The sequence below is a fragment of the Actinosynnema sp. NPDC091369 genome (genome assembly GCF_044757065.1).
GTDB lineage: Bacteria > Actinomycetota > Actinomycetes > Mycobacteriales > Pseudonocardiaceae > Actinosynnema.
Window position 1 is genome coordinate 52,752 of sequence record NZ_JBIVUG010000018.1, and the last position, 21,212, is coordinate 73,963.

General features: G+C 72.6%; 20 protein-coding genes. 12 read left to right on the top strand and 8 right to left on the bottom strand.

The features are described from left to right. Positions 1-49: 49 nt before the first annotated feature. Positions 50-1,207 carry an FAD-dependent monooxygenase gene (locus tag ACIQMJ_RS37830; protein WP_499765828.1) on the bottom strand — a complete coding sequence of 386 codons (1,158 nt, stop codon included), beginning with the start codon at positions 1,205-1,207 and terminating at the stop codon, positions 50-52. Between the two features lie 87 nt (positions 1,208-1,294). Here ACIQMJ_RS37830 and ACIQMJ_RS37835 point away from each other — a divergent pair, with 87 nt between their 5' ends. After that, complete coding sequence (locus ACIQMJ_RS37835) at positions 1,295-2,038, top strand: TetR/AcrR family transcriptional regulator (protein ID WP_499765829.1); 744 nt, start codon at positions 1,295-1,297, stop codon at positions 2,036-2,038. 26 nt (positions 2,039-2,064) lie between these two features. Beyond that, positions 2,065-3,195 (top strand): site-2 protease family protein, encoded by a 1,131-nt coding sequence (locus ACIQMJ_RS37840; RefSeq protein WP_499765830.1) that lies wholly within the window; start codon positions 2,065-2,067, stop codon positions 3,193-3,195. Here the strand turns inward: ACIQMJ_RS37840 and ACIQMJ_RS37845 are convergent. Then, positions 3,170-3,841: a response regulator gene (locus tag ACIQMJ_RS37845; RefSeq protein WP_499765831.1), complete on the bottom strand. Its 672-nt coding sequence runs from the start codon at positions 3,839-3,841 to the stop codon at positions 3,170-3,172. The two genes, ACIQMJ_RS37840 and ACIQMJ_RS37845, sit on opposite strands and share 26 nt — an antisense overlap. Further along, complete coding sequence (locus ACIQMJ_RS37850) at positions 3,838-4,959, bottom strand: sensor histidine kinase (protein WP_499765832.1); 1,122 nt, start codon at positions 4,957-4,959, stop codon at positions 3,838-3,840. Before ACIQMJ_RS37850 ends, ACIQMJ_RS37845 begins: the two co-directional genes overlap by 4 nt. Before the next feature lie 99 nt (positions 4,960-5,058). Here ACIQMJ_RS37850 and ACIQMJ_RS37855 point away from each other — a divergent pair, with 99 nt between their 5' ends. Continuing rightward, a complete protein-coding gene (locus tag ACIQMJ_RS37855; RefSeq protein ID WP_499765833.1) occupies positions 5,059-5,649 on the top strand; it encodes a hypothetical protein in 591 nt (196 codons plus the stop codon). 98 nt (positions 5,650-5,747) lie between these two features. After that, complete coding sequence (locus ACIQMJ_RS37860; RefSeq protein ID WP_499765834.1) at positions 5,748-6,575, top strand: tRNA (adenine-N1)-methyltransferase; 828 nt, start codon at positions 5,748-5,750, stop codon at positions 6,573-6,575. A gap of 57 nt (positions 6,576-6,632) precedes the next feature. On the opposite strand, the gene ACIQMJ_RS37865 is transcribed toward ACIQMJ_RS37860, so the two are convergent. Further along, positions 6,633-7,430 carry an Rv0361 family membrane protein gene (locus tag ACIQMJ_RS37865; RefSeq protein ID WP_499765835.1) on the bottom strand — a complete coding sequence of 266 codons (798 nt, stop codon included), beginning with the start codon at positions 7,428-7,430 and terminating at the stop codon, positions 6,633-6,635. Between the two features lie 240 nt (positions 7,431-7,670). Here ACIQMJ_RS37865 and arc point away from each other — a divergent pair, with 240 nt between their 5' ends. Beyond that, positions 7,671-9,470, top strand: coding sequence for a proteasome ATPase (gene arc, locus ACIQMJ_RS37870; RefSeq protein WP_141982916.1), 1,800 nt, complete (start codon positions 7,671-7,673; stop codon positions 9,468-9,470). Positions 9,471-9,549: 79 nt separating this feature from the next. Here arc and ACIQMJ_RS37875 read toward each other — a convergent pair whose 3' ends face one another. Together ACIQMJ_RS37875 and ACIQMJ_RS37880 are read right to left on the bottom strand one after the other, a co-directional pair. After that, positions 9,550-10,194, bottom strand: a complete 645-nt coding sequence (locus ACIQMJ_RS37875; protein WP_499765836.1) for a response regulator — start codon at positions 10,192-10,194, stop codon at positions 9,550-9,552. After that, positions 10,191-11,297, bottom strand: a complete 1,107-nt coding sequence (locus ACIQMJ_RS37880) for a sensor histidine kinase (protein ID WP_499765837.1) — start codon at positions 11,295-11,297, stop codon at positions 10,191-10,193. The genes ACIQMJ_RS37875 and ACIQMJ_RS37880 overlap by 4 nt, the downstream gene beginning before the upstream one ends. 110 nt (positions 11,298-11,407) lie before the next feature. Between ACIQMJ_RS37880 and ACIQMJ_RS37885 the strand changes: the two genes are divergently transcribed. The 3 genes from ACIQMJ_RS37885 to ACIQMJ_RS37895 all read left to right on the top strand — a co-directional run bounded on the left by ACIQMJ_RS37885 (position 11,408) and on the right by ACIQMJ_RS37895 (position 15,142). After that, the gene (locus tag ACIQMJ_RS37885) at positions 11,408-12,316 is read left to right on the top strand and encodes an ABC transporter ATP-binding protein (RefSeq protein ID WP_499765838.1); all 909 of its coding nucleotides are present in this window, start codon (positions 11,408-11,410) and stop codon (positions 12,314-12,316) included. Between the two features lie 1,078 nt (positions 12,317-13,394). Then, entirely contained in the window at positions 13,395-14,162 is a 768-nt protein-coding gene (locus ACIQMJ_RS37890; protein ID WP_499765839.1) for an ABC transporter permease, read from the top strand. Between the two features lie 59 nt (positions 14,163-14,221). Next, entirely contained in the window at positions 14,222-15,142 is a 921-nt protein-coding gene (locus ACIQMJ_RS37895; protein ID WP_499765840.1) for an aldo/keto reductase, read from the top strand. On the opposite strand, the gene ACIQMJ_RS37900 is transcribed toward ACIQMJ_RS37895, so the two are convergent. Both ACIQMJ_RS37900 and ACIQMJ_RS37905 read right to left on the bottom strand, forming a co-directional pair. Next, the gene (locus tag ACIQMJ_RS37900; RefSeq protein WP_499765841.1) at positions 15,114-15,413 is read right to left on the bottom strand and encodes a DUF6191 domain-containing protein; all 300 of its coding nucleotides are present in this window, start codon (positions 15,411-15,413) and stop codon (positions 15,114-15,116) included. The two genes, ACIQMJ_RS37895 and ACIQMJ_RS37900, sit on opposite strands and share 29 nt — an antisense overlap. Further along, on the bottom strand, positions 15,404-15,898 hold the full coding sequence (locus tag ACIQMJ_RS37905) for an NUDIX hydrolase (protein ID WP_499765842.1): 495 nt from the start codon (positions 15,896-15,898) through the stop codon (positions 15,404-15,406). The genes ACIQMJ_RS37900 and ACIQMJ_RS37905 overlap by 10 nt, the downstream gene beginning before the upstream one ends. A 104-nt stretch (positions 15,899-16,002) precedes the next feature. Here ACIQMJ_RS37905 and ACIQMJ_RS37910 point away from each other — a divergent pair, with 104 nt between their 5' ends. From ACIQMJ_RS37910 to prcB, 4 genes are all read left to right on the top strand, one after another. After that, positions 16,003-18,477: an FtsX-like permease family protein gene (locus tag ACIQMJ_RS37910; protein ID WP_499765843.1), complete on the top strand. Its 2,475-nt coding sequence runs from the start codon at positions 16,003-16,005 to the stop codon at positions 18,475-18,477. Positions 18,478-18,529: 52 nt separating this feature from the next. Further along, entirely contained in the window at positions 18,530-20,023 is a 1,494-nt protein-coding gene (gene dop / locus ACIQMJ_RS37915) for a depupylase/deamidase Dop (protein ID WP_499765844.1), read from the top strand. An 84-nt stretch (positions 20,024-20,107) separates the two neighbouring features. Next, on the top strand, positions 20,108-20,302 hold the full coding sequence (locus ACIQMJ_RS37920; RefSeq protein WP_053716644.1) for a ubiquitin-like protein Pup: 195 nt from the start codon (positions 20,108-20,110) through the stop codon (positions 20,300-20,302). 34 nt (positions 20,303-20,336) lie between these two features. Beyond that, positions 20,337-21,185, top strand: coding sequence for a proteasome subunit beta (gene prcB, locus ACIQMJ_RS37925; RefSeq protein ID WP_499765845.1), 849 nt, complete (start codon positions 20,337-20,339; stop codon positions 21,183-21,185). The last annotated feature ends 27 nt before the right edge of the window (positions 21,186-21,212 follow it).

Sequence of the window (21,212 nt, forward strand, 5' to 3'; positions counted from 1 at the left end):
GCAACCCTAGGCCAACCCCCCGACAAGATCGGGTCCGAACCGCGCGGTGCTACGCGGCGGCGGGGGCGTAGTCCGGCAAGTCGATCTTGCTGGTGATGTCCTTGCCCGCCTTGAGCATCAGGGCGAGCAGGAACCGGTTGCCCAGCAGGCCGTTGCGCGCACGCAGGCCGAACGCGCTGCCGGGCGCCAGGAACCTGCCCGTGCGGTCCCCGCCCTTCTGGCACCGCCGCGCGTAGTCGCGCATCCGGTCCTCGTAACGCCGGAACGCCGCCCGGTGGTCGCCGCCCGCCGCGGCCAGCTCGCCCGCGAGCACGTACGCGCCGACCACGGCCGTGCCCGTGCCCATCCCGCCGATGGTCGCGCCGCACGCCGCGTCGCCGACCAGCGCGACGCGGCCCCGTGACCAGGGGGTGACGTCGACCCGGCTGATCGAGTCGAAGTACAGCTCCTCGGTGTGCTCCAAGGTCGCCAGCAGGCGGGGCGTCTCCCACCCCATGCCGTCGAACGCCTCGACCAGCAGCCGTCGCTGGGCGGCCACGTCACGCCGGTCGTACGCCAGGAGCGGCGACTTGAAGACCACGAACGCGCCCCGTCCGCCGAAGGACACGAGCCTGCCCGGCGCGTTGTGGCTCACCGGCGCGCGGTCGAACCCGGCGGGCAACGCCCAGGTCGCGACGTAGTAGCCGAGGTGGCTGACGAACTCCTCCTCCGGCCCGAAGACCAGGGCGCGCACCTTCGAGTGGATGCCGTCCGCACCGATGACCAGGTCGAACGTCCGCTGCGCGCCGGATGCGAACGTGACGTCGACGCCGTCGGGCGTCTCGTCCAGCGCGGCGATCGAGTCGCCGAAGACGTAGTCCACCTGTTCTTTCCCGTGCTCGTGGAGCACCCGTGCGAGGTCTCCGCGCAGCACCTCGACGTCGCCGCCCGCGAAGTCCGCCGGCAGGTGGAGCAGCGTCCGGCCGCGCTCGTCGACGAACGTCATCGGGCTGCCTCCGGTCTGCACCTCGCGCAGCCGGTCCAGCACACCAGTCCGCTCCAGCACGGTGAGGTGGGTCTCGCCGCGGAAGTCGACCGCCGCCCCGCCGCCGCGCAGGGCCGGCGCGATCTCGACCACGGTCGGCTCGAAGCCGTGCCGCGCCAGCCAGTAGGCCAGCGCGGGACCCGCCACGCTCGCGCCGGAGACCAGCACCCGTTCGCCCGCCATGTCCGCCCCAAACTGTGTCCATCGGAAGCAATTCTATTTGTGTATGGTAGACACAGTTTTCTCGCGGCGGCAACACCGGAGGTGGCGATGGACCTGACGGGCAGCCTCGACCTGCTGTGGGGCGACCGTCCCGGCCCCCGTCGCGGCCCCAAGCCCGCGCTCACGCACGAGGTGATCGCCCGCACCGGCATCGCCGTCGCCGACGCCGAGGGGCTCGCCGCCGTGTCGATGCAGCGGGTCGCCGCCGAGCTCGGCTTCACGAAGATGTCCCTGTACCGCTACGTGCCCGGCAAGGCCGAGCTGGTCGCCCTCATGGCCGACCTGGCGATGGGCACGCCGCCCGCCGACCTGGGCGGCGGTGACCGGTGCGCCCGGTTGCGCGCGTGGGCGCTGGCACTGCTGCCCGGCTTCCTGCGGCACCCGTGGGTGCTGGAGGCCACCACGGGTCCGCGCGTGGTCGGCCCGAACGAGCTGGCGTGGATGGAAGCCGCCTTGGCCCTGCTCGACGGCACCGGCCTGGGCGGCGCGGCGCGGATGGACGTGCTGGCCGTGCTCGCCGGCCACGTGCGCGGCATCGCCCAGCAGGCGGCGACGACACCGGGCGGCGACACCGGGACGCAGTTCGGCGCGATCCTGGTCGAGGTGGTGCGCGAGCGGGGGGAGCGCTACCCCGCGGTGAAGGCCGCGCTGGCCGAGGCGGCCGAAAGCGGCGAGGACGAGGCCCTCGGGTTCGGCCTGGACCTCATCCTCGACGGCCTGCGCGCCCGGATCGGCGAACCCGCCCCGATCGGCGAACCCGCCCGGTCCGACCCTGATCCAACACAGTCTTGATACACCCGGCCGCCTAGGCTCGGCACGTGGCGACGACGGGGAGTTGGCGACGGCAGGTCGGCCGGGACGGCGGGCTGCCGCTGTTCCGCGCGGCCGGCATCCCCGTGCTGCTCGCGCCCTCGTGGTGGCTGGGCTCGGCGGCCATCGTGGTGCTGTACGCGCCGCTGGTCGGCCGCATCGCGCCCGGCGCGGGCGGTCTCACCGGCGTGCTCCTCGCCGCCACGTTCGCGGTCTTCCTCGGCCTCTCGGTGCTGGCCCACGAGCTCGGCCACAGCCTGGTCGCGCTGCGCCTGGGCCTGCCGGTGCGCCGGTTGCGCCTGTTCCTGCTCGGCGGCGTGTCCGAGGTGATGCGCACCCCGACCCGCCCCGGCCACGAAGGGGCCATCGCCGCGGCCGGCCCGATCGTCTCGATCGTCCTGGCGGGCGCGTTCGCGCTGGCCGCCTCCGCCATCCCCGAGCCCGACGCGGTGTGGCTGCTGATCGCGCAGACCGCGTTCGCCAACGCCGCCGTCGCCGTGTTCAACCTGCTCCCGGGCCTGCCGCTGGACGGCGGCCGGATCCTGCGCGCGGGCGTGTGGGCCGTCACGGGCCGCCGCTCGGCGGGCACGAAGGCCGCCGTGGTCGGCGGCGGCGTGGTGGCCGCGCTGCTCGTCGTGTGGGCCGTCTGGGGCGTGCTCGACGGCGCCGAGGACCGCTGGCTGCGCTTCGGCGTGTGCCTGCTGACCGCCTGGTTCGTGCTGGCGGGCGCGCGCGGCGAGTTCACCGCCGAGCGCCGCAGCACCTGGCCCGACGGCCTCACGCTCGGCCAGCTGGTCCGCCCCGTGCTCCAGCTGCCCGCCGAGAGCCCGGTGTCCGGCGCGCTCACCGCGTCCGCCGGCCGGGGCGTGGTGCTGGTCCGCGCCGACGGCGTCGCCGCCGGCCTGCTCGACCGCGAGCTGGCGCGCCGCCTGGCCAGCACCTCGCCGCACGCGCCCGCCGAGCAGGCCGCCGTGCCGATCCGGCCGGAGACCGTGCTGCTGGAGAACGAGACCGGCGCGGAGGTGGTGGACCGCGTGCACGGCACCGCCGCCTGGGAGTACCTGGTCGTCGACCTCGAAGGACGGCCCGCGGGCGTGCTGCGCCGCGAAGACCTCAAGGCCGCCCTGAACCGCCGCTGACCGGTCCGTCCGGGCCGCCGAGCAACCCCGCCTCCTGGGCCAGGATCGCCGCCTGCACCCGCGACCGGAGGTCCAGCTTCGTCAGCACCCGCGACACGTGCGTCTTCACCGTCGTCTCACCGATGTGCAGCTTTCGCCCGATCTGGTGATTCGACAGTCCCTCGCCCAGGCAGTGCAGCACCTCGACCTCACGGTCGGTCAGCGCGTCCAACCCGGCCGGGCGGCACCGGGGCACGGCCGAGGCGAACTCCCGCATCACCCGCCGCGTCACGCTCGGCGCCAGCACACCGTCACCGGCCGCGACCTGCCGCACCGCCTCCACCAGCGCGGACGACTCCACCGACTTCAGCAGGAACCCCGCCGCGCCCGCCCGCAGCGCGCCGCGCACGTACTCGTCCAGGTCGAACGTGGTCAGCACCAGCACCTCGCACACGCCGCTGAGCTGCCGGGTCGCCTCGATGCCGTCCACCCCGGGCATCCGGATGTCCATCAGCACCACGTCCGGCCGAAGCCGCTTGGCCAGCCGCACCGCCTCCGCGCCGTCCGCCGCCTCGCCGACCACCTCGACGCCGTCCGCGTCGCCGAGGATCATCACCAGCCCGGCCCGGATCGCCGCGTGGTCGTCGGCCACCACCACCCGGATCACAGCGGGAACTCCGCCCGCACGACCCAGTCGCCGTCGCCGTCGCGGCCCGCGGAGAACACCCCGCCGACCAGGTGGGCGCGTTCGGCCATGCTCACCAACCCCGTTCCCGTCCCCGAGCCGCGCGCCCCGTCGACCACCTCGTTGCGCACGACCACCACCAACCGCCTGACCTGCCGTTCGAGCACCACCGACGTGCGCGCCCCGGGCGCGTGCTTCACCGCGTTGGTCAACGCCTCCTGCACGATCCGGTACGCCGCGACGTCCACGCCCACCGGGAGCCCGCCCGGGTCCGCGCCGCGCGACGACACGTCCAGCCCCGCCGCGGCGGCCGACTCGACCAGCCTGCCCACGTCCGCCAGCCGCACCGCCACCGGCTCGTCCTCCGGCTCGTCGGCCCGCAGCACGTCGATCATCGTCCGCATCTCGGCCAGCGCCCGCACGCTGTTCTCGCGCACCGACTTGAGCACCGTGCGCGCGGTCTCCGGGTCGCCCGAGCGCAGGGACAGCACCGCCTCGGACTGGATCGCGATCGCCGACATGTGCCCGGCCACCACGTCGTGCAGGTCGCGGGCCATCCGGTTGCGCTCGGCGTTCACCGCGGCCCGCCGGTCCAGCTCGGCGATGCGGGCCACCTGTTCGGCGCCCTCCCGGTGCCGGCGCACGTTCGTCGCCCACCACACGGGCACCACGAGCAGCGAGAACACCTGCAACCCGGTGTAGAAGGACTCCCGCCAGCCGACCGCCGCCGCAGCGGTCGCCGTCATGCCGACCGTCACCGCCGCCACCACGCCCACGAGCACCTGGTGCAGCCTGCGCGGCCCGTGCAGCGCGGCCACGAACAGCACGTCGATGCACACCATCATCATGGGCGCGCTGAGACCGAGGTAGACGTCGGCCGCCGTGGCCGCCCCCACCACGGCCACCGCTACCACCGGGGCCCGGTGGCGGAACGCCTGCCCGGCGCACGCCACCGCGAGGATCGCCATCCGCGTGCCGAGGGGCGCCTGCCCGTCCCGGCTGCCCATCAGCTGGTCCAGGCCGAGCCGGTGGATCAGCAGGCCCGCGGTGAAGAAGGCCACCGCGACCAGCACGTCTCGGCGTTTGGGGCGCAGCTCCACTCCGTCATCACAGCACAGGGCGGCACCGGTGGCGTCCTACGAACTGATGACCCGGGGTCGGCCGGCCCGACGACGCGCGAGGAGCGCGCCACCGGCAGCATGGTGATCGTGGTTGAACCGTTGGTCGTCCTCATCGTGGCGTGCGAGATCGGGTTCTGGGTGGTGCTGGGCGCGGGGCTGCTGGTCCGGTACGTGCTGCGGAAGCCCAGGTTGGGCGCGGTGCTGCTGGTCTGCACACCGGTGGTCGACGTGGTGCTGCTCGTCGCGACCGTGTTCGACCTCAGGTCCGGTGGCGAGGCCACCGGCGTGCACGGGCTCGCCGCGATCTACCTCGGCGTGAGCGTGGCGTTCGGGCACAGCATGCTGCGGTGGGCCGACCAGCGCGTCGCCCACCGGTTCGCCGGCGGACCGCCGCCCGTGAAGCCGCCGAAGCACGGCATGGCGAAGATCCGCTACGAGTGGCGCGAGTGGGGCAAGTTCGCCATCGCCTGGGCCATCGCGTGCTCGGTGATGCTGTTCCTGATGTACGTGGTGGGCACGCCGGAGCGCACGCAGGCGCTGTGGGGGCAGATGGCGACCATGACGCTCGTCGGCGGGATCTGGCTGGTCGGCTGGCCGGTGTACCACAGCGTGACCGAGCTGGCGAAGGGCGGCCGGACCAGGGAAGAGGTCGGCGACCGGGGCGAGTGACCGGCGCGGGTCGCGGGGTAGGCCGCTACGGGCGGTGCGTGGCCCCCGTGCGACCATCGTGCGCTGTTGACACGCGTTTAAGCAGGAGGTTCGCCGCGGTGAGCACCGCCAGTGGTCCGTTCCAGCCGGGAGACCGGGTGCAGTTGACCGACCCGAAGGGACGGCACTACACGATCGTGCTCGAACCGGGCAAGGAGTACCACACGCACCGCGGCGCGTTGCCGCACGACAAGCTGATCGGGCAGCCCGAGGGGTCCGTGGTCGTCTCCGTCGGCGGCACGTCGTTCCTGGCGCTGCGGCCCCTGCTGTCGGACTACGTGCTGTCGATGCCGCGCGGCGCCCAGGTGATCTACCCCAAGGACGCGGCCCAGATCGTCATGTACGGCGACGTGTTCCCCGGCGCCCGGGTGCTGGAGGCCGGCGCCGGGTCGGGTGCCCTGACCTGCTCGTTGCTGCGCGCGGTGGGCGAGAAGGGCAGCGTGACGTCCTACGAGGTGCGGCAGGACCACGCCGACCACGCCATCCGCAACGTCGAGCAGTTCTTCGGCGAGCGGCCGGGCAACTGGTCGCTGACCGTGGGCGACGTGGCCGAGCACGAGGGCGAGGTCGACCGGGTCGTGCTCGACATGCTCGCGCCGTGGGACGTGCTGCCGGCGGTGTCGCGCAGCCTCATCCCGGGCGGCGTGCTGGTGGTGTACGTGGCGACCACGACGCAGCTGTCGAAGGTCACCGAGGCCATCCGGGAGCAGCAGCACTGGACCGAGCCGCACGCGTGGGAGACCCTCGTGCGGCCGTGGCACGTCGTGGGCCTGGCCGTGCGGCCGGAGCACCGGATGATCGGGCACACCGCGTTCCTGCTGACCACCCGCAGGCTGGCCGACGGCGTCACGCCGCCCCGGCCGCAGCGCCGCCCGTCCAAGGGCTGACCAGCGAGAACGGCCCCGTACCTCGGGTGCGGGGCCGTTCGCCGGGACTGAAGTCGATCAGCTGTTCGGGCAGGCCACCCAGCCGTCGTCGGTCTTCTTGAACGGCAGCGTGTCGGTGTCGTCCTTGACGTACTCCTTCATGCTGTCGGGCACGCCGCTGAACTTCACCGAGACGGTGGCCGTGGCCGCCGTGTCGCTGGTCTCCTCGACCTTGTCGACGGTCAGGTTGACCTTGATGTCCTTCGCCGCGGCCTGGGCCTCCTCGACCTGCTTCTTGAACTCCGGCGGCAGGTCCTCGAGCTGCTTCTCCAGCTCGGCGGCGAAGGCGCCCGGGTCGGTCGCCTTCTTGATGTCGTCGATCGTGCCGTGCTTCTCGGTGCAGGTCAGCGTCTTGAGCTTGTCGAAGTCGCGGGAGTTGACCGCGGCGACGTAGCTGTCGGCGGCGTCCTTGGCGGTGCCGTTGCTGCCACCGCCCATCGTCATGACGAGCACGACCACGACACCGATCACGACCAGCGCGCCGACCCCGCCCAGGATCCAGGGCAGGGGGCTCTTCTTCGGCGGCGCGCCGTAGGGGTCGCCGAAACCACCCGGTTGGCCGTAACCGGGCTGGTTGAACTGGCCGGGCTGGCCGTAGGGCTGCTGGCCGGGGCCGGGCTGCTGCGGCTGCCCGTAGCCACCGGGCGGCGTGCCGTAGCCCGGCTGCTGCCCACCCTGTGGGAAGCCCTGAGGTGGCGGGGGGTACCCGCCGGGCTGCTGGCCGTATCCCGGCTGCTGGCCGAATTGGCCTGGTTGCTGGCCAAATTGACCCGGCTGCTGACCGTAGGGACCCGGCTGCTGCGGCGGGACGGACATCACGTTCTCCTAGAACTTTCCGCTGGTGGCAGTGGACACTGCCCGGACTACGCGCGTGGGACTCGTTATGGGACGCACGGTAGCGGGTAGGAGGTTCCGGCAGACACCGGTATGGAGCAGTTGATCCGGCCGAGCGGGCGGTTTGTGTGATCACACGACGCCCGGGAACCCGCTGGGTGGCGGCTTTTGTCGGTGATCGCCGGTACCGTTGTCGTACGAACACGGGAGGAGGGTGCCGACATGCAGCACGGTCATCCCGGCAGCCAGCCCGATGAGGGTGGCGAGCTGAACAAGGGCAACAACTCTGGTGAGCTGACAGCGCAGATCAGGTTCCTGGAGGACGAGATCGCGTTGCTGCGCCGCAAGTTGACGGAATCCCCACGACACGTCCGCCTGCTGGAGCAGCGGTTGGCGGAGGCGACGGAGCGCGTCAGCCAACTGACCGAGCGCAACACGAAGCTCATCGACACCCTTCGAGAAGCGCGGAGCCAGCTGCTCGCGCTGCGCGAGGAAGTGGACCGCCTCGCGCAGCCGCCCAGCGGCTACGGCGTGTTCCTGGCCCGGTTCGACGACGGCACGGTGGACGTGTTCACCTCCGGCCGCCGCATGCGGGTCTCGGTTTCGCCGGCGGTGGAGACGTCGTCGCTGGTCCTGGGCCAGTCGGTGCGCCTGAACGAGGCGTTGACCGTGGTCGAGGGCGGCGACTTCGAGCGCACCGGCGAGGTCTGCACGCTGCGTGAGGTGCTGGCCTCGGAGACGGCCGACAGCTCGATCGGCCGCGCCCTGGTCGTGGGCCACGCCGACGAGGAGCGGGTCGTCTGGCTCGCCCAGCCGCTGATGGACTCGCCGCTCAAGGCGGGCGACTCGCTGCTGGTCGACTCGAAGGCGGGCTTCGCCTACGAGCGCGTGCCGAAGGCCGAGGTCGAGGACCTGGTGCTGGAGGAGGTGCCCGACGTCCGGTACGAGGACATCGGTGGCCTCTACCGCCAGATCGAGCAGATCCGCGACGCCGTGGAGCTGCCGTTCCTGCACGCCGACCTGTTCCGCGAGTACAAGCTGCGCCCGCCCAAGGGCGTGCTGCTGTACGGCCCTCCCGGCTGCGGGAAGACGCTCATCGCGAAAGCGGTGGCGAACTCGCTGGCCAAGCAGGTCCACGCCGCGCGCGGCGAGGACCACCGCGAGGCCAAGAGCTACTTCCTCAACATCAAGGGCCCCGAGCTGCTCAACAAGTTCGTGGGCGAGACCGAGCGGCACATCCGGTTGATCTTCCAGCGGGCCCGCGAGAAGGCTTCCGAGGGCACCCCGGTGATCGTGTTCTTCGACGAGATGGACTCGATCTTCCGCACCCGCGGCAGCGGCGTGTCCTCCGACGTCGAGACCACGATCGTGCCCCAGCTCCTCAGCGAGATCGACGGCGTCGAGGGCCTGGAGAACGTGATCGTGATCGGCGCCTCCAACCGGGAGGACATGATCGACCCGGCGATCCTGCGGCCCGGCCGGCTCGACGTGAAGATCAAGATCGAGCGTCCGGACGCCGAGGGCGCGAAGGACATCTTCAACAAGTACCTGACGCCCGACCTGCCGATCCACGCCGACGACCTGGCCGAGTTCGGCGGCGACCCGGTGGCCTGCATCGACGGCATGGTGCAGCACACGGTCGAGCGGATGTACGAGGAGTCCGAGGAGAACCGCTTCCTGGAGGTCACCTACGCCAACGGTGACAAGGAGGTCCTGTACTTCCGGGACTTCAACTCCGGCGCGATGATCCAGAACATCGTCGACCGCGCGAAGAAGGCGGCCATCAAGAGCCTGCTGGACACCAAGCAGCCGGGCTTGTCGGTGCGCCACCTGCTGGACGCGATCGTGGACGAGTTCGCCGAGAACGAGGACCTGCCCAACACGACCAACCCGGACGACTGGGCCAGGATCTCGGGCAAGAAGGGCGAGCGGATCGTCTACATCCGCACGCTGGTGACCGGCAAGAACCAGGAGTCGGGTCGGGCGATCGACACGGCCACGAACACCGGTCAGTACCTGTAACACCGCACTGCCTGCCACAACCCGCCTGGAGGACCCGCCCGGACGACGCGCCGGGCGGGTCTTCCGCGTTGCGGGGGTGTCAGGCGCGGGCGGTGACCAGGCCGGATTCGTAGGCGGCGATCACCAGCTGGGCCCGGTCGCGGGCCTGGAGCTTGTGCAGCAGCCGGCCGATGTGGGTCTTCACCGTGCCGGCGGACAGGTGCAGCTCGTCCATGATCTCGGCGTTGGAAAACCCTCGGGCGATCAACAACAACACCTCCTGCTCACGTTCCGTGACGCCCTCCAGGCGGATCGAGCGAGGCGGAGGGGTGCGGGAGAACTCGGCGACCAGGCGGCGGGTCACGGAGGGTGACAGCAGGGCGTCGCCGGCGGCCACCACGCGGATCGCGGCCAGCAGGTCGGTCGGGGGAGTGTCCTTGAGCAGGAACCCGCTCGCGCCGGCCCGCAGCGCCGAGTAGACGTACTCGTCCAGGTCGAACGTGGTCAGGATCAGCACCCGGGCGGCGCTGAACGAGCCGATCTCGCGGGTGGCCGCGATGCCGTCCACACCGGGCATCCGCACGTCCATCAGCACCACGTCCGGGGACGTCGAGCGCACCACGGACACCGCCTCGGCACCGTCGCCGGCCTCGCCGACGACCCGCAGGTCGGGGGCGGAGTCCACGAGCACCCGGAAGCTGCCGCGCAGCAGCGCCTGGTCGTCCACGATCACCACGTCGATCACGACAGCGGCACCTCGGCGCGCACCGCGAACCCGCCGTCGGCCAGCGGACCGGCCCAGAACGTGCCGCCGTAGACCGCCACCCGTTCCCTCATCCCGATCAACCCGTGCCCTCCGCCGCCACCGGCCAACACCCGTTCCCCCGGTCCGTCGTCGACCACGTGGACCCGCACCGAATCGTCCCCGACGGCGATCGACACCTCGCAGCGGGCCGGCGCCGCGTGCTTGACCACGTTGGTCACCGACTCCTGCACGAGGCGGTACACGGTGAGCCCCAGCGCGTCGGGCAGCGACCCGGTGACCGTCAACGACACCTCCACGCCGGCCAGCGACGCCCGGGTCACCAGGTCGGGCAGGTCGTCCATGCCGGGCATGGGGGCGAGCTCGACCCGCGCGTCCTCCGAGCGCAGCACGCCCAGCAGCCGCCGCATCTCGACCAGGGTGCCGCGGGACGCCTGCTCGATGACCTCCAGCGCCTCCTTGGCCTGCTCGGGCTGCGCCGAGGCCACGTGCGCGGCGACACCGGCCTTGACCGTGATCAGGCTCAGGCTGTGCGCGACCACGTCGTGCAGCTCGCGGGCGATCCGCAGGCGCTCCTCGGCGACGGCCTTGGACGACGCCTCGGCGGCCTGGCGGGCGTGGTAGGAGCGGCGGATGCGGGTGGTGCGGCCCAGCGCCCAGGCGGCGCACACGATCACCGTGAGGAAGACGGACAGCCCGAAGGAGTCCGGCCACGGCTCGCTGACGAGCACCGTCGCCGACGACACGCCGAGCGCGGTGACCAGCGAGCCCACCGCCACCCGCTGCGCGCAGGTGGTGGCCACCATGTACATCGCGAACGCGGTCGCGCTGTAGGGCTCCAGCGTGATGTGGGCGAGCGTGGCGACGTTCTGCGCCACCAGCACGATGCCCAGGGTGAGGACCGGCCGCTTGCGGCGCAGCGCCAGCGGCGCGCCCACGAGCAGCGCCACCGGGTAGCCCAGCCACGCCGGCGCGCCGCTCATCCGGGCGAAGTCCAGGTAGACCACGACCAGGGCGACGGCGATGGCCGTGTCCAGCGCGTACAGGGGGGCGTTCGGCAGCATCCGCAGGACTCGCGACGTCACGGGGGCACGGTAATCGGCGTGGCGGTGCGTGACGTCGGACCACGGTCCGACCCGAAATCGCAGACCTTGGTCCGATCCGCCCCGAGCCCCGCCCCGGCAAGCTCCTCCCCATGATCGAAGTGAGGCAACTGACCAAGCGCTACCGCGCCACGAGGGCCGTGGACGGGCTCTCGTTCGAGGTGAAGCCCGGTTACGTGGCGGGTTTCCTGGGGCCCAACGGCGCCGGCAAGTCCACCACCATGCGGGCGATCCTCGGCCTGGACCGCCCGACCAGTGGCGAGGCGCTGGTCGACGGCCGCCGGTACGCCGGGATGCGCAGACCGATGCACGAGGTCGGCGCGCTGCTCGACGCGGGCGCGGTGCACGGCGGCCGGTCGGCCTACGACCACCTGCGCGTGCTGGCCCGCAGCAACGGCATCAAGGACAGCCGGGTCGTCGCGACCCTGGAGCAGGTCGGCCTGGCCGGGGTGGCGAAGAGACGGGTGGGCTCGCTGTCGCTGGGCATGAAGCAGCGCCTCGGCGTGGCGGCGGCCCTGCTCGGCGACCCGGGCGTGCTGCTGTTCGACGAGCCGGTGAACGGCCTGGACCCCGAGGGCATCCGCTGGATCCGGCACCTGATGCGCGGCCTGGCCCGCGAGGGCCGCACGGTGCTCGTGTCCAGCCACCTGATGAGCGAGATGGCCCTGACCGCCGACCGGGTGATCGTGATCGGTCGGGGCAGGCTGATCCTGGAGGCGTCCATGGAGGACCTCCAGGAGAAGTTCAAGCGGGACGTGCTCGTGCGCACCCCCACCCCGGACACCCTGCTCCCACTCCTGGCCACCGCCGGCGCCACGACCCGCACCGAGGCGGGAGCGCTGCTGGTCCAGGGCCTGGACGCCCCGGAGATCGCCACCCTGGCCGCCCACCACCGCGTCCCGATCCACGAACTGACCCCGCGCAGCGCGTCCCTGGAGGACGCCTACCTCGAACTGACCGAGGACAGCGTGGAGTACCGCTCCAAGGAGACCACGGGATGACCGCCCTCCCACCTCACCCTCCGGCCACCTCAGCGCCCACCCGCACCGACCCCGTCGCCGCGCCGACCCCGCACCTGGAAGACCCTCCCTCGCCATCCCGACGCCACACATCCCCGAAAGCCACCCACGGCGTGTCCGACCTGGTCACCCACGACCGGCCACCCATGACCACCGCCCTGCCGCGCCTACCCTCGCCGGGCACTCAGGCTCCCGCCCCCCCCCGCACCGGCCCTGCACCGGTCCCTCAGGCTTCACCCGCCCGACTTCGCCAGGCGCGTCCTCCGCGGTCCGCCGGGGCGGTCACCCGTCGACCACCGTCCCACCACCCCTGCCCTGGGCCTCCCAGTCGTCACCCACCCGACCTCTCGTGGGCGTCTCCTCTACGGCCTGCGTGCGGTCCGCCGGGTGGTGCCGTCCTGCCGCGCCTGCCTTCGCGGGGCCTTCACGTGCCCGCCCACAGCGCGCCGGTCGTGCGCCGGGCTCCGCGGTCGTCACCTGCCCGACTTCTCCTCGCGGCCTGCTTGCCGCCGGGCGGGGTGATCACCCGATGACAGCGGTCCTGTCGGGCTTGCCTTCGTGGGGCACTCGGGTGCCCGCCGGCACCGGGCCGGTCCTGCGCCGGCCTTCCCCCACCCGACCTCCCGGAGCGTCCTCCGCCGCCTGGTTGACGTCCGCCGGGGCCACCGCCGTACCGGTATGCCCGTTCACCCGGGCTGCTCCGGTGGCTGCCCGGGTGATCACCGTCGGCTCCGCGCCGGCTCAACCTGCGGACTTCTCGTGTTCGGCCGGGCTGCCTTCGCCGGGCGCGTCTGCCAAGGCTGCCTGCCTGGGCGGTCGTCCCCCGCAACGGTCCGCGACTCCGCCCGCCCACACCGTGCCGAGCACGGGCCTGTCCGCGCCGGACATCGCCGACCTGAGCCCCGAGCGGCACCCATGCCCTCGCCGCCGCAGCAACCCGCGTCCAAGCAGCAGCCCCGCTGTTCCTGGGTCTGAACGCCCCGAACCCACCGACCCGACCCCGCGCCCGGCGAACACCTACCTCACCGACAGCAGCGCGTAGCACCCAAGGAGACCCCCGATGACCGACGTCCTGAGCTCGGAGTGGCTGAAGCTCCGCTCCGTCCGCTCGACCACCTACATCCTCCTGGCCATCACGGCGTGCCTGCTCGGCGGCGCGCTCGTGTCGTACCTGATGACGGCCGACTGGGACACCTCGCCGCCGGACTTGCAGCAGAAGTTCGGGTCCGCCGACCCGAGCGCGATGGTGGTCCCGTTCACCCAGTTCTGCCTCGGCGTGCTGGGCGCGATGGCGATCACCACCGAGTACGGCAGCGGCATGATCAGGACAGCCCTGGTCTCGGTGCCGCAGCGCAAGGCTTACCTGCTGGCCAAGACCGTCGTGGTGGCCGGCGCGTCCCTGCTGATCGGCCTGACGACCACCTTCGTCGCGTCCGGGACGGGCGAGCTGATCACCGGCGACCGTCCGGAACCGATCTCGGCCTACGCCGCGTTCGGCGACGCCGTGCCGACCCTCCTGGCGAACACCGCGTCGCTGGTCCTCATGGCTCTGCTCGGCCTGGGCCTGGGCTTCGTGCTCCGCTCCACCGCGGGCACGGTGGTCACCCTGTGCGCCCTGCTGTTCGTCCTGCCCCCGCTCACCCTGATCCTGCCCGAACCCTGGAACGGCCGGCTGTACTCGGTGATGCCGCCGTCCCTCGCCCCGCAGCTGTCCGGCGAGATGTCGGGCGCGCCCCTGTCGCCGGTCCAAGCCGGACTGGTGATGGTCGCCTACGCGGTGCTCGCCCTGGGCGCGGGTGCCCTGACCCTCCTCCGCCGCGACGCCTGACCCAGGCCGCACGGGCGGTAGGCGGGCGTCCGGCGGGGGTGGCGGTTACGGTGGCGGGCGTGTCCGACTTCGCCCTTGGCCTGGCCGCGCTCGGTCGGCCCGCCTACATCAACCTCGGCCGTGAGCACGCGTTGCCCGAACACCGGGACGTGGACGCCATGCGCGCGCAGTGCCACGCCGTCCTGGACGCGGCCTACGCGGCGGGGGTGCGGAGGGTGGACGCGGCCCGGTCCTACGGCCGGGCGGAGGAGTTCCTGGCGCAGTGGCTGGCCGCCCGCGGCCACCAGGACGTCCAGGTGTCCAGCAAGTGGGGCTACGCCTACGTCGCCGACTGGCGGCGCGACGTGGACACCCACGAGGTCAAGGAGCACTCGGTCGAGCGGTTCACCCGGCAGTGGCGGGAGACCGAGGACCTGCTCGGGGCGCACGTCGGCCTCTACAACGTGCACTCGCTGACGTCGGACAGCCCGCTGTTCGGCGACCCGGACCTGCTCCTCGCCCTGGGCGGGCTGCGGGACTCGGGGGTGCGCCTCGGTTTCTCCACGTCCGGCCCGCACCAGGGCGAGACGGTGCGGCGGGCCTTGGAGCTCACCGTCGAGGGGCGGCGGCTGTTCGACAGCGTCCAGTCGACCTGGAACGTCCTGGAGACGTCGGTGGGACCGGCGTTGGCGTTCGCGAGGGAGTCCGGCGCGGAGGTGTTCGTCAAGGAGGGACTGGCCAACGGCAGGCTGGCGGTCGACCCGCCGCCGCGCGTGCGCGAGCTGGCCGACAAGCACGACGTCGGCCCGGACGCCATCGCGTTGGCCGCGGTGCGGGCGCAGCCGTGGGCCGACGTGGTCCTCTCCGGCGCCGCGAGCCCGGACCAGCTGCACGCCAACCTGCGGGCACGGGACGTGGACCTGGACCCCGACGAGCTCGCGGACTGCGCCGAGCCCGCCGAGCGGTACTGGGCTACTCGGGCGTCGCTGGCTTGGGAGTGAGCCGGACGGCGCCGGAGTCGAGGTCCACGGGCCCGTACGGCGGCGCGCCGGACTCCTCGTCTTCGCCGAGCATCCGCGTCACCTCGCGCTGCCGCAGCTCGATGTGCTTGCCGCCCTGGAACACGGTGGTGAACTCGTCGAAGGCGGTGGCCGACACCACCGGGTGATGACCCTTGCGTCGGCGCACCCACCGCAGCACCCGCTCACCGGTCGCGAGGCCGACCAGCAGCACGGCCAGGCCGGGGATCGACATCGCGAACATCATGCCCATCGCAACCACTCCCGGATCAGGACCCGGCCGTCCGGCACGACCGGCCACCCGGGGTCTTCCGCCAACACCCGCACCTCGTCCACGCCCAGCCAGCCACCCCACGCCACTTCCTCCGGCTGGTGGGTGAACGGCCCGTCGCTGCGCACCTCGTAAACGTGGGCGACGTACCGGATGGTTCCGTCCACGAACGGGGTGCTGAACCGGAACTCCGGGGCCGCCACGACCCCCAGCTCCTCGGCCAGCTCCCGCACCGCGCACTCGTCGGGCGTCTCACCCGCCGAAACCACCCCACCGCACGTCGGGTCGTACAGCCCGGGGTACACGTCCTTGGTGTCGGTGCGCCGGTGCACGTACAGGCGCGTCCCGTCCAGGGACCGCACGACGATCACCGCGCAGAGGTGCCACAGGCCCTCCGCGCGCATCCGTGCGCGCGTCGCCGTGCCGATGGGCGTGCCGTCCGGGTTGACCACCACTACGTGTTCCACGTGAAGATCCTCCCCAGGTAGTACCGCTCCGTGCTACCTCGGGCCGACGCCTGCCGATGCCGCCGGTTCCTACCGTCGTGGCGTTCGCGTCACGAGGAGGAGTTGTGCCCACATCCCTGCGGCTCGCGGTCGCCGAGTTCCGCAACCGGCCCGGCCGCGCCGTGCTGCCCGGTGTCGCCCTGGTCGTCGGCATCGCCTGCCTGCTGGCCGCCCTGATGCTCAGCGACGCCATGGTCCGCGCCACCGACGAGGGCGCGCCCACTGTGCCCGCCGGTGTCGACCTCGTCGTCCGCCCGCCCGTGTACGGCGGCGCGGTCCTCGACCAGGCGACCGTCGAGCGGGTGGCGCGGGTCGCCGGGGTCACCGTGGCGCAGCCGATCCGCGAGGTCCGCGCCGACCTGCTGCTCGACGGCGGCCGGGCGGGCGACCGCCGGGCCACCGCCGACATCGAGCCGGACCGCGCGGACCTGCACCGCGTGCCGATCCTGGAGGGCCGCTCGCCCGGCCCGGACGGCGAGATCGCGATCGACCGGGTCACCGCCTACGAGCACGGCCTCAAGCCGGGCGCCTCGGTCCGGGTGGCCGACGCGGCGGGCAAGCCGCTCGACGTCGTCGTCCGCGGCATCACCAAGCGCGGATCGGTCGGCGAGGAGCCGGTGATCGTGGTCGGCGAGGGCCTGGCCGCGAAGCTCGGCGGCGAACCCCGGGTCGAGGCGATCTACGTCGTCGGCGGCGACCGGGACGCCGTCGCGCAGGTGGTGGGCGACGGTCAGAGGGTGGACACCCGGGCGGCGATCGCCGCGGAGCCGTCCGACAAGAGCCTGGCGGCCGTGCTGCTGCCGTTCAGCATCCTGGCGCTGGCCACCTCCGTCTTCGTCGCCTCCGCCACCTACCGGGCCGTCTACGCGCAGCGCCAACGGCACACCGCGCTGCTGCGCTGCCTCGGCGCGCACCGCGGCCCACTGGTCTGGTCGAACCTCGTCGAGGCGCTGGTCACCGGCGTGGCCGCGGGCCTGGTCGGCGCCGTGCTCGGCGGCTCGGTGGCCTGGCTGCTGGCCAGGCTGTTCGACGCCACCGGCCTGTCGTCGATGCTCGGCGCGGTCGAGCTGAGCCCGGCCCTGCTGCCCACCGTCGGCCAGACCGTGATCGGCGTCGTCACGGCCGCCGCGCTCAGCGCGTTCGCCGCCGTCCGGCCCGCGCTGGCCGCCGCGCGCATCTCGCCGCTCGCGGCACTGCGGACGTCCGAAGGCCAGACGCCCGACCAGGCGGTGGTGCGCCGGCGGCGGATCTTCGGCATCGTGCTCGTGGCCGCGGCCGGCCTCATGGGCGCGCTGGCCGTGCTCGCGCAGGGCTCGCTGGTGGCGATCTTCCTGGTCCTGTTCTCCGGGATCACCGCCGTGTTCGGCCTGTTCGGCGTGCTCGGACCGGTCGTCGTGCCCGCCCTGGGCCGGATCTTCGGCTCGGTCGCGAGCCGCTTCGGGGGCGCGCAGTGGAAACTGGCCGCGGCCGAGGTGCGGCGGGTGCCGCAGCGGTCCGCGTCGGTGGCGATGCCGCTGCTCCTGGCCGCCGCCATGGTCACGTTCTTCGCCGTCACGGTGGGTTCGGCACAACGCATGGAGGACGAGTTCAGCAACGAGCCCCAGCCCGACGCGGTGGTGGCGGACTCGGGCGGGCGCGCGCTGGACGGCGGTGTGGGCGCGGCGGCCAACCGGCCGGAAGCGGCGACGACCGTCGTGGTGCACGGCGTCGACGTCGACCAGGCCGACGAGGAGGGCCGCACGATCCCGACGCAAGTCCTCGGCGCCGACCCCGACCCCATGCGCGAGTGGCTGACCAGGCAGGACGTCAACGCGAAGGACTTCGGGCCGGGCACCGTCATGCTCGACGAGTGGTACGCCGAGCGGTTCGGCGCGCGGCTCGGCCAGCCGTTCACGGTCCAGGGGCTGCCCGGCGGTCCGCGCACGGCCACGTTCGTCGGCACGTTCACCGGCTCGGTGCTGGACGACGCCGACGTGCTGCTGGCCGACCCGGACCTCGCGCCCGCGACGAAGGTGCTGGTGGCGTTCGCGCCGGGCGCGGACCCGGCCGCCTACCAGGCGGGCGTGCGGGCCGCGCTGCCCGACTCGCCCACCGTTCTGGTGAAGACCAAGGCCGAGACGAGCGCGCAGAACCAGCGCTACCTCGACCTGGGGATCGTGATGCTGATGGTGCTGCTGGGGCTGTCCGTCGCGGTCGCCGTGACCGGTATCGGGACCGCGTTGACGATCTCGGTGCAGGAGCGCCGCAAGGAGCTGGCGCTGCGCCGCGCCCTGGGCGTCACCAAGGGCGGGTTGCAAGGGGGCGTGGTGGCCGAAGCGGTGCTGTTGGCGCTGGTCGGCGTGCTGGGCGGCGGTGTGTTCGGCCTCGTCTACGCCGAGCTGACGCTGGCCTCCGTCGGCGTGTTCGTGTGGCCGACGGCGGCCGTGGCCCCGCTGCTGGTCGGCGGCGCGGGCGTGGTGGTCCTGGCGGTGCTCGCCGCGTTCGGCCCGGCCCGCGGCGCGTCCCGGATCGGGCCCGCCGCCGGGCTCGCGGCCGGCTGAAACGTGACCCTGGTTCGGGCGGTGTGCCGGTGGAAGGTCGTAGTCTGCGTACATGCGGCGGATCATGGGAACCGAAGTCGAGTACGGCATCTCGGTGCCGGGTGACGCGACGGCGAACCCGGTGCTCACCTCGACACAGGTCGTGCTGGCCTACGCGGCGGCCGCCGACATACCGCGGGCGCGCCGGGCGCGCTGGGACTACGAGGTCGAATCGCCGTTGCGCGACGCGCGCGGCTTCGACCTCGGCACCCCCGGCGGCCACCCGGGCGACAGCGATGTCGAGGACCTGGGCGCGGCCAACGTCATCCTCACCAACGGCGCGCGCCTCTACGTCGACCACGCGCACCCCGAGTACTCCGCGCCCGAGGTCACCAACGCCCGCGACGCGGTGATCTGGGACAAGGCGGGGGAGCGGGTGATGGAGGAGGCCGCGATGCGCGCGGCCACCGTCCCCGGCCAGCCCCGCCTGCAGCTCTACAAGAACAACGTCGACGGCAAGGGCGCCAGCTACGGCACCCACGAGAACTACCTGATGCAGCGCAGCACGCCGTTCACCGCGGTGATCGCCGGGTTGACGCCGTTCTTCGTGTCACGGCAGGTCGTCGTCGGCTCCGGCCGCGTCGGCATCGGCGCGGCGGGCGAGGAGGCCGGCTACCAGCTGTCCCAGCGCTCGGACTACATCGAGGTCGAGGTCGGCCTGGAGACCACGCTCAAGCGCGGCATCATCAACACCCGCGACGAGCCGCACGCCGACGCGGACAAGTACCGCCGGCTGCACGTCATCATCGGCGACGCGAACCTGGCCGAGTACTCCACCTACATCAAGTGCGGCTCGACGTCGCTGGTGCTCGACATGATCGAGGCCGGCCGCCGGTTCGACGACCTGCGCCTGCAGGAGCCGGTCCGGGCGGTGCACCAGATCAGCCACGACCCGACGCTCAAGACCAAGGTCGAGCTGTCCAACGGCCGCAAGTTCACCGGCCTGGACCTCCAGTTCGCCTACTACGAGCGCGCCTCCGCGTTCGTGGAGCAGGAGGGCTACGGCGACCGGGACGTGCTGCGGGTGTGGGGCGAGGTGCTCGACGCCCTGGCCCGCGACCCGCAGGAGTGCGCCGACCGCCTCGACTGGGTGGCGAAGCTGCGGTTGCTCGAAGGGTATCGGGCGCGGGACGGTCTCGCCTGGGGCTCGCCCCGGCTGTCCCTGGTCGACCTGCAGTACTCCGACGTGCGACTGGACAAGGGCCTCTACAACCGGCTGGTGGCCCGCGGCTCGATGAAACGCCTGGTCAGCGAGGAGGAGGTGCGGGCGGCCATCCTCGCGCCGCCGGAGGACACGCGCGCCTACTTCCGCGGCCGCTGCCTGGAGCGCTACCCCACTTCGGTGGCCGCCGCCTCGTGGGATTCGGTGATCTTCGACCTCGGTCGTGAATCCCTCGTCCGGATCCCCACCCTGGAACCGCTGCGCGGCACGAAAGCGCACGTCGGAGCCCTGCTGGAGGCTTCCGACACGGCCGAGCAGCTGGTGGAGGCGCTCACCAGGGGCTGATCAACAGACCCGAGTGGCGGGCACAGGATGTCGTGCCTGGTGGGTAGTGTTTAACTCGCAGGACCCGAAGACCGGGAGGTCGACATGGCCCAGGAACAGGTTCAGCGCCAAGGCGGCGGTGACGGCGACGAGAACGGCGACGGCGCGGCCGGCGCCGGCCAGGAACGCCGCGAGAAGCTCGGCGAGGACGTCGACGCCATCCTCGACGAGATCGACGACGTGCTCGAGGAGAACGCCGAGGACTTCGTCCGCGCGTACGTGCAAAAGGGCGGCGAGTAAGAAGCCGCCGGCGGGACAGGAGAAGAACGCACACATGGACCACAGCTCGACCGGGCACTACCCGGCCGCGTCGTTGCCCCCGGCCTACCTCAGGCCGGGGTCGTCGTCGTTCACCGATTTCCTCCGCGCCCAGGCTCCCGAACTGCTGCCGTCGAGCCGCCACCTGCCCGAGGGCAGCGCGGTGCAGGCTCCGCACGGCACGACCATCGTCGCCCTGACGTTCAAGGGCGGCGTGGTGATCGCGGGCGACCGGCGCGCCACGATGGGCAACGTGATCGCCCAGCGCGACATGAAGAAGGTGTTCATCACCGACGACTACTCGGCGGTGGGCATCGCGGGCACGGCGGGCATCGCGGTCGAGATCGTCCGGCTCTACGCGGTCGAGCTCCGGCACTACGAGAAGATCGAGGGCGTCTCGCTGTCGTTGGACGGCAAGGCGAACCGGCTCTCCGCGATGATCAAGGGCAACCTGGACGCGGCGCTCGCGGGCCTCGCGGTCGTGCCGCTGTTCGCGGGCTTCGACACCGACGCGCCCGACCCCGACCGCGCGGGCCGCATCATCTCCTACGACGTGACCGGCGGCCGGTACGAGGAGTCGCAGGGCTACCAGGCCGTGGGCTCGGGCTCGCTGTTCGCGAAGTCGGCGATGAAGAAGCTCTACGACCCCGACGCGGACGCCGAGGCCGCCACCAGGACCGCGATCGAGGCCCTGTACGACGCGGCGGACGACGACTCGGGCACCGGCGGCCCGGACGTGATCCGCAAGATCTACCCGGTCGTGGTGACGATCACCGCCGACGGCGCGGTCCACCTGCCCGACGCCGACACCGCCACGCTGGCCGAGTCGGTCGTCGAGGGCCGCAAGGCCAGGCCGGCGGGCTGAGCGCCGTGTCGACCCCCATCCCCACCC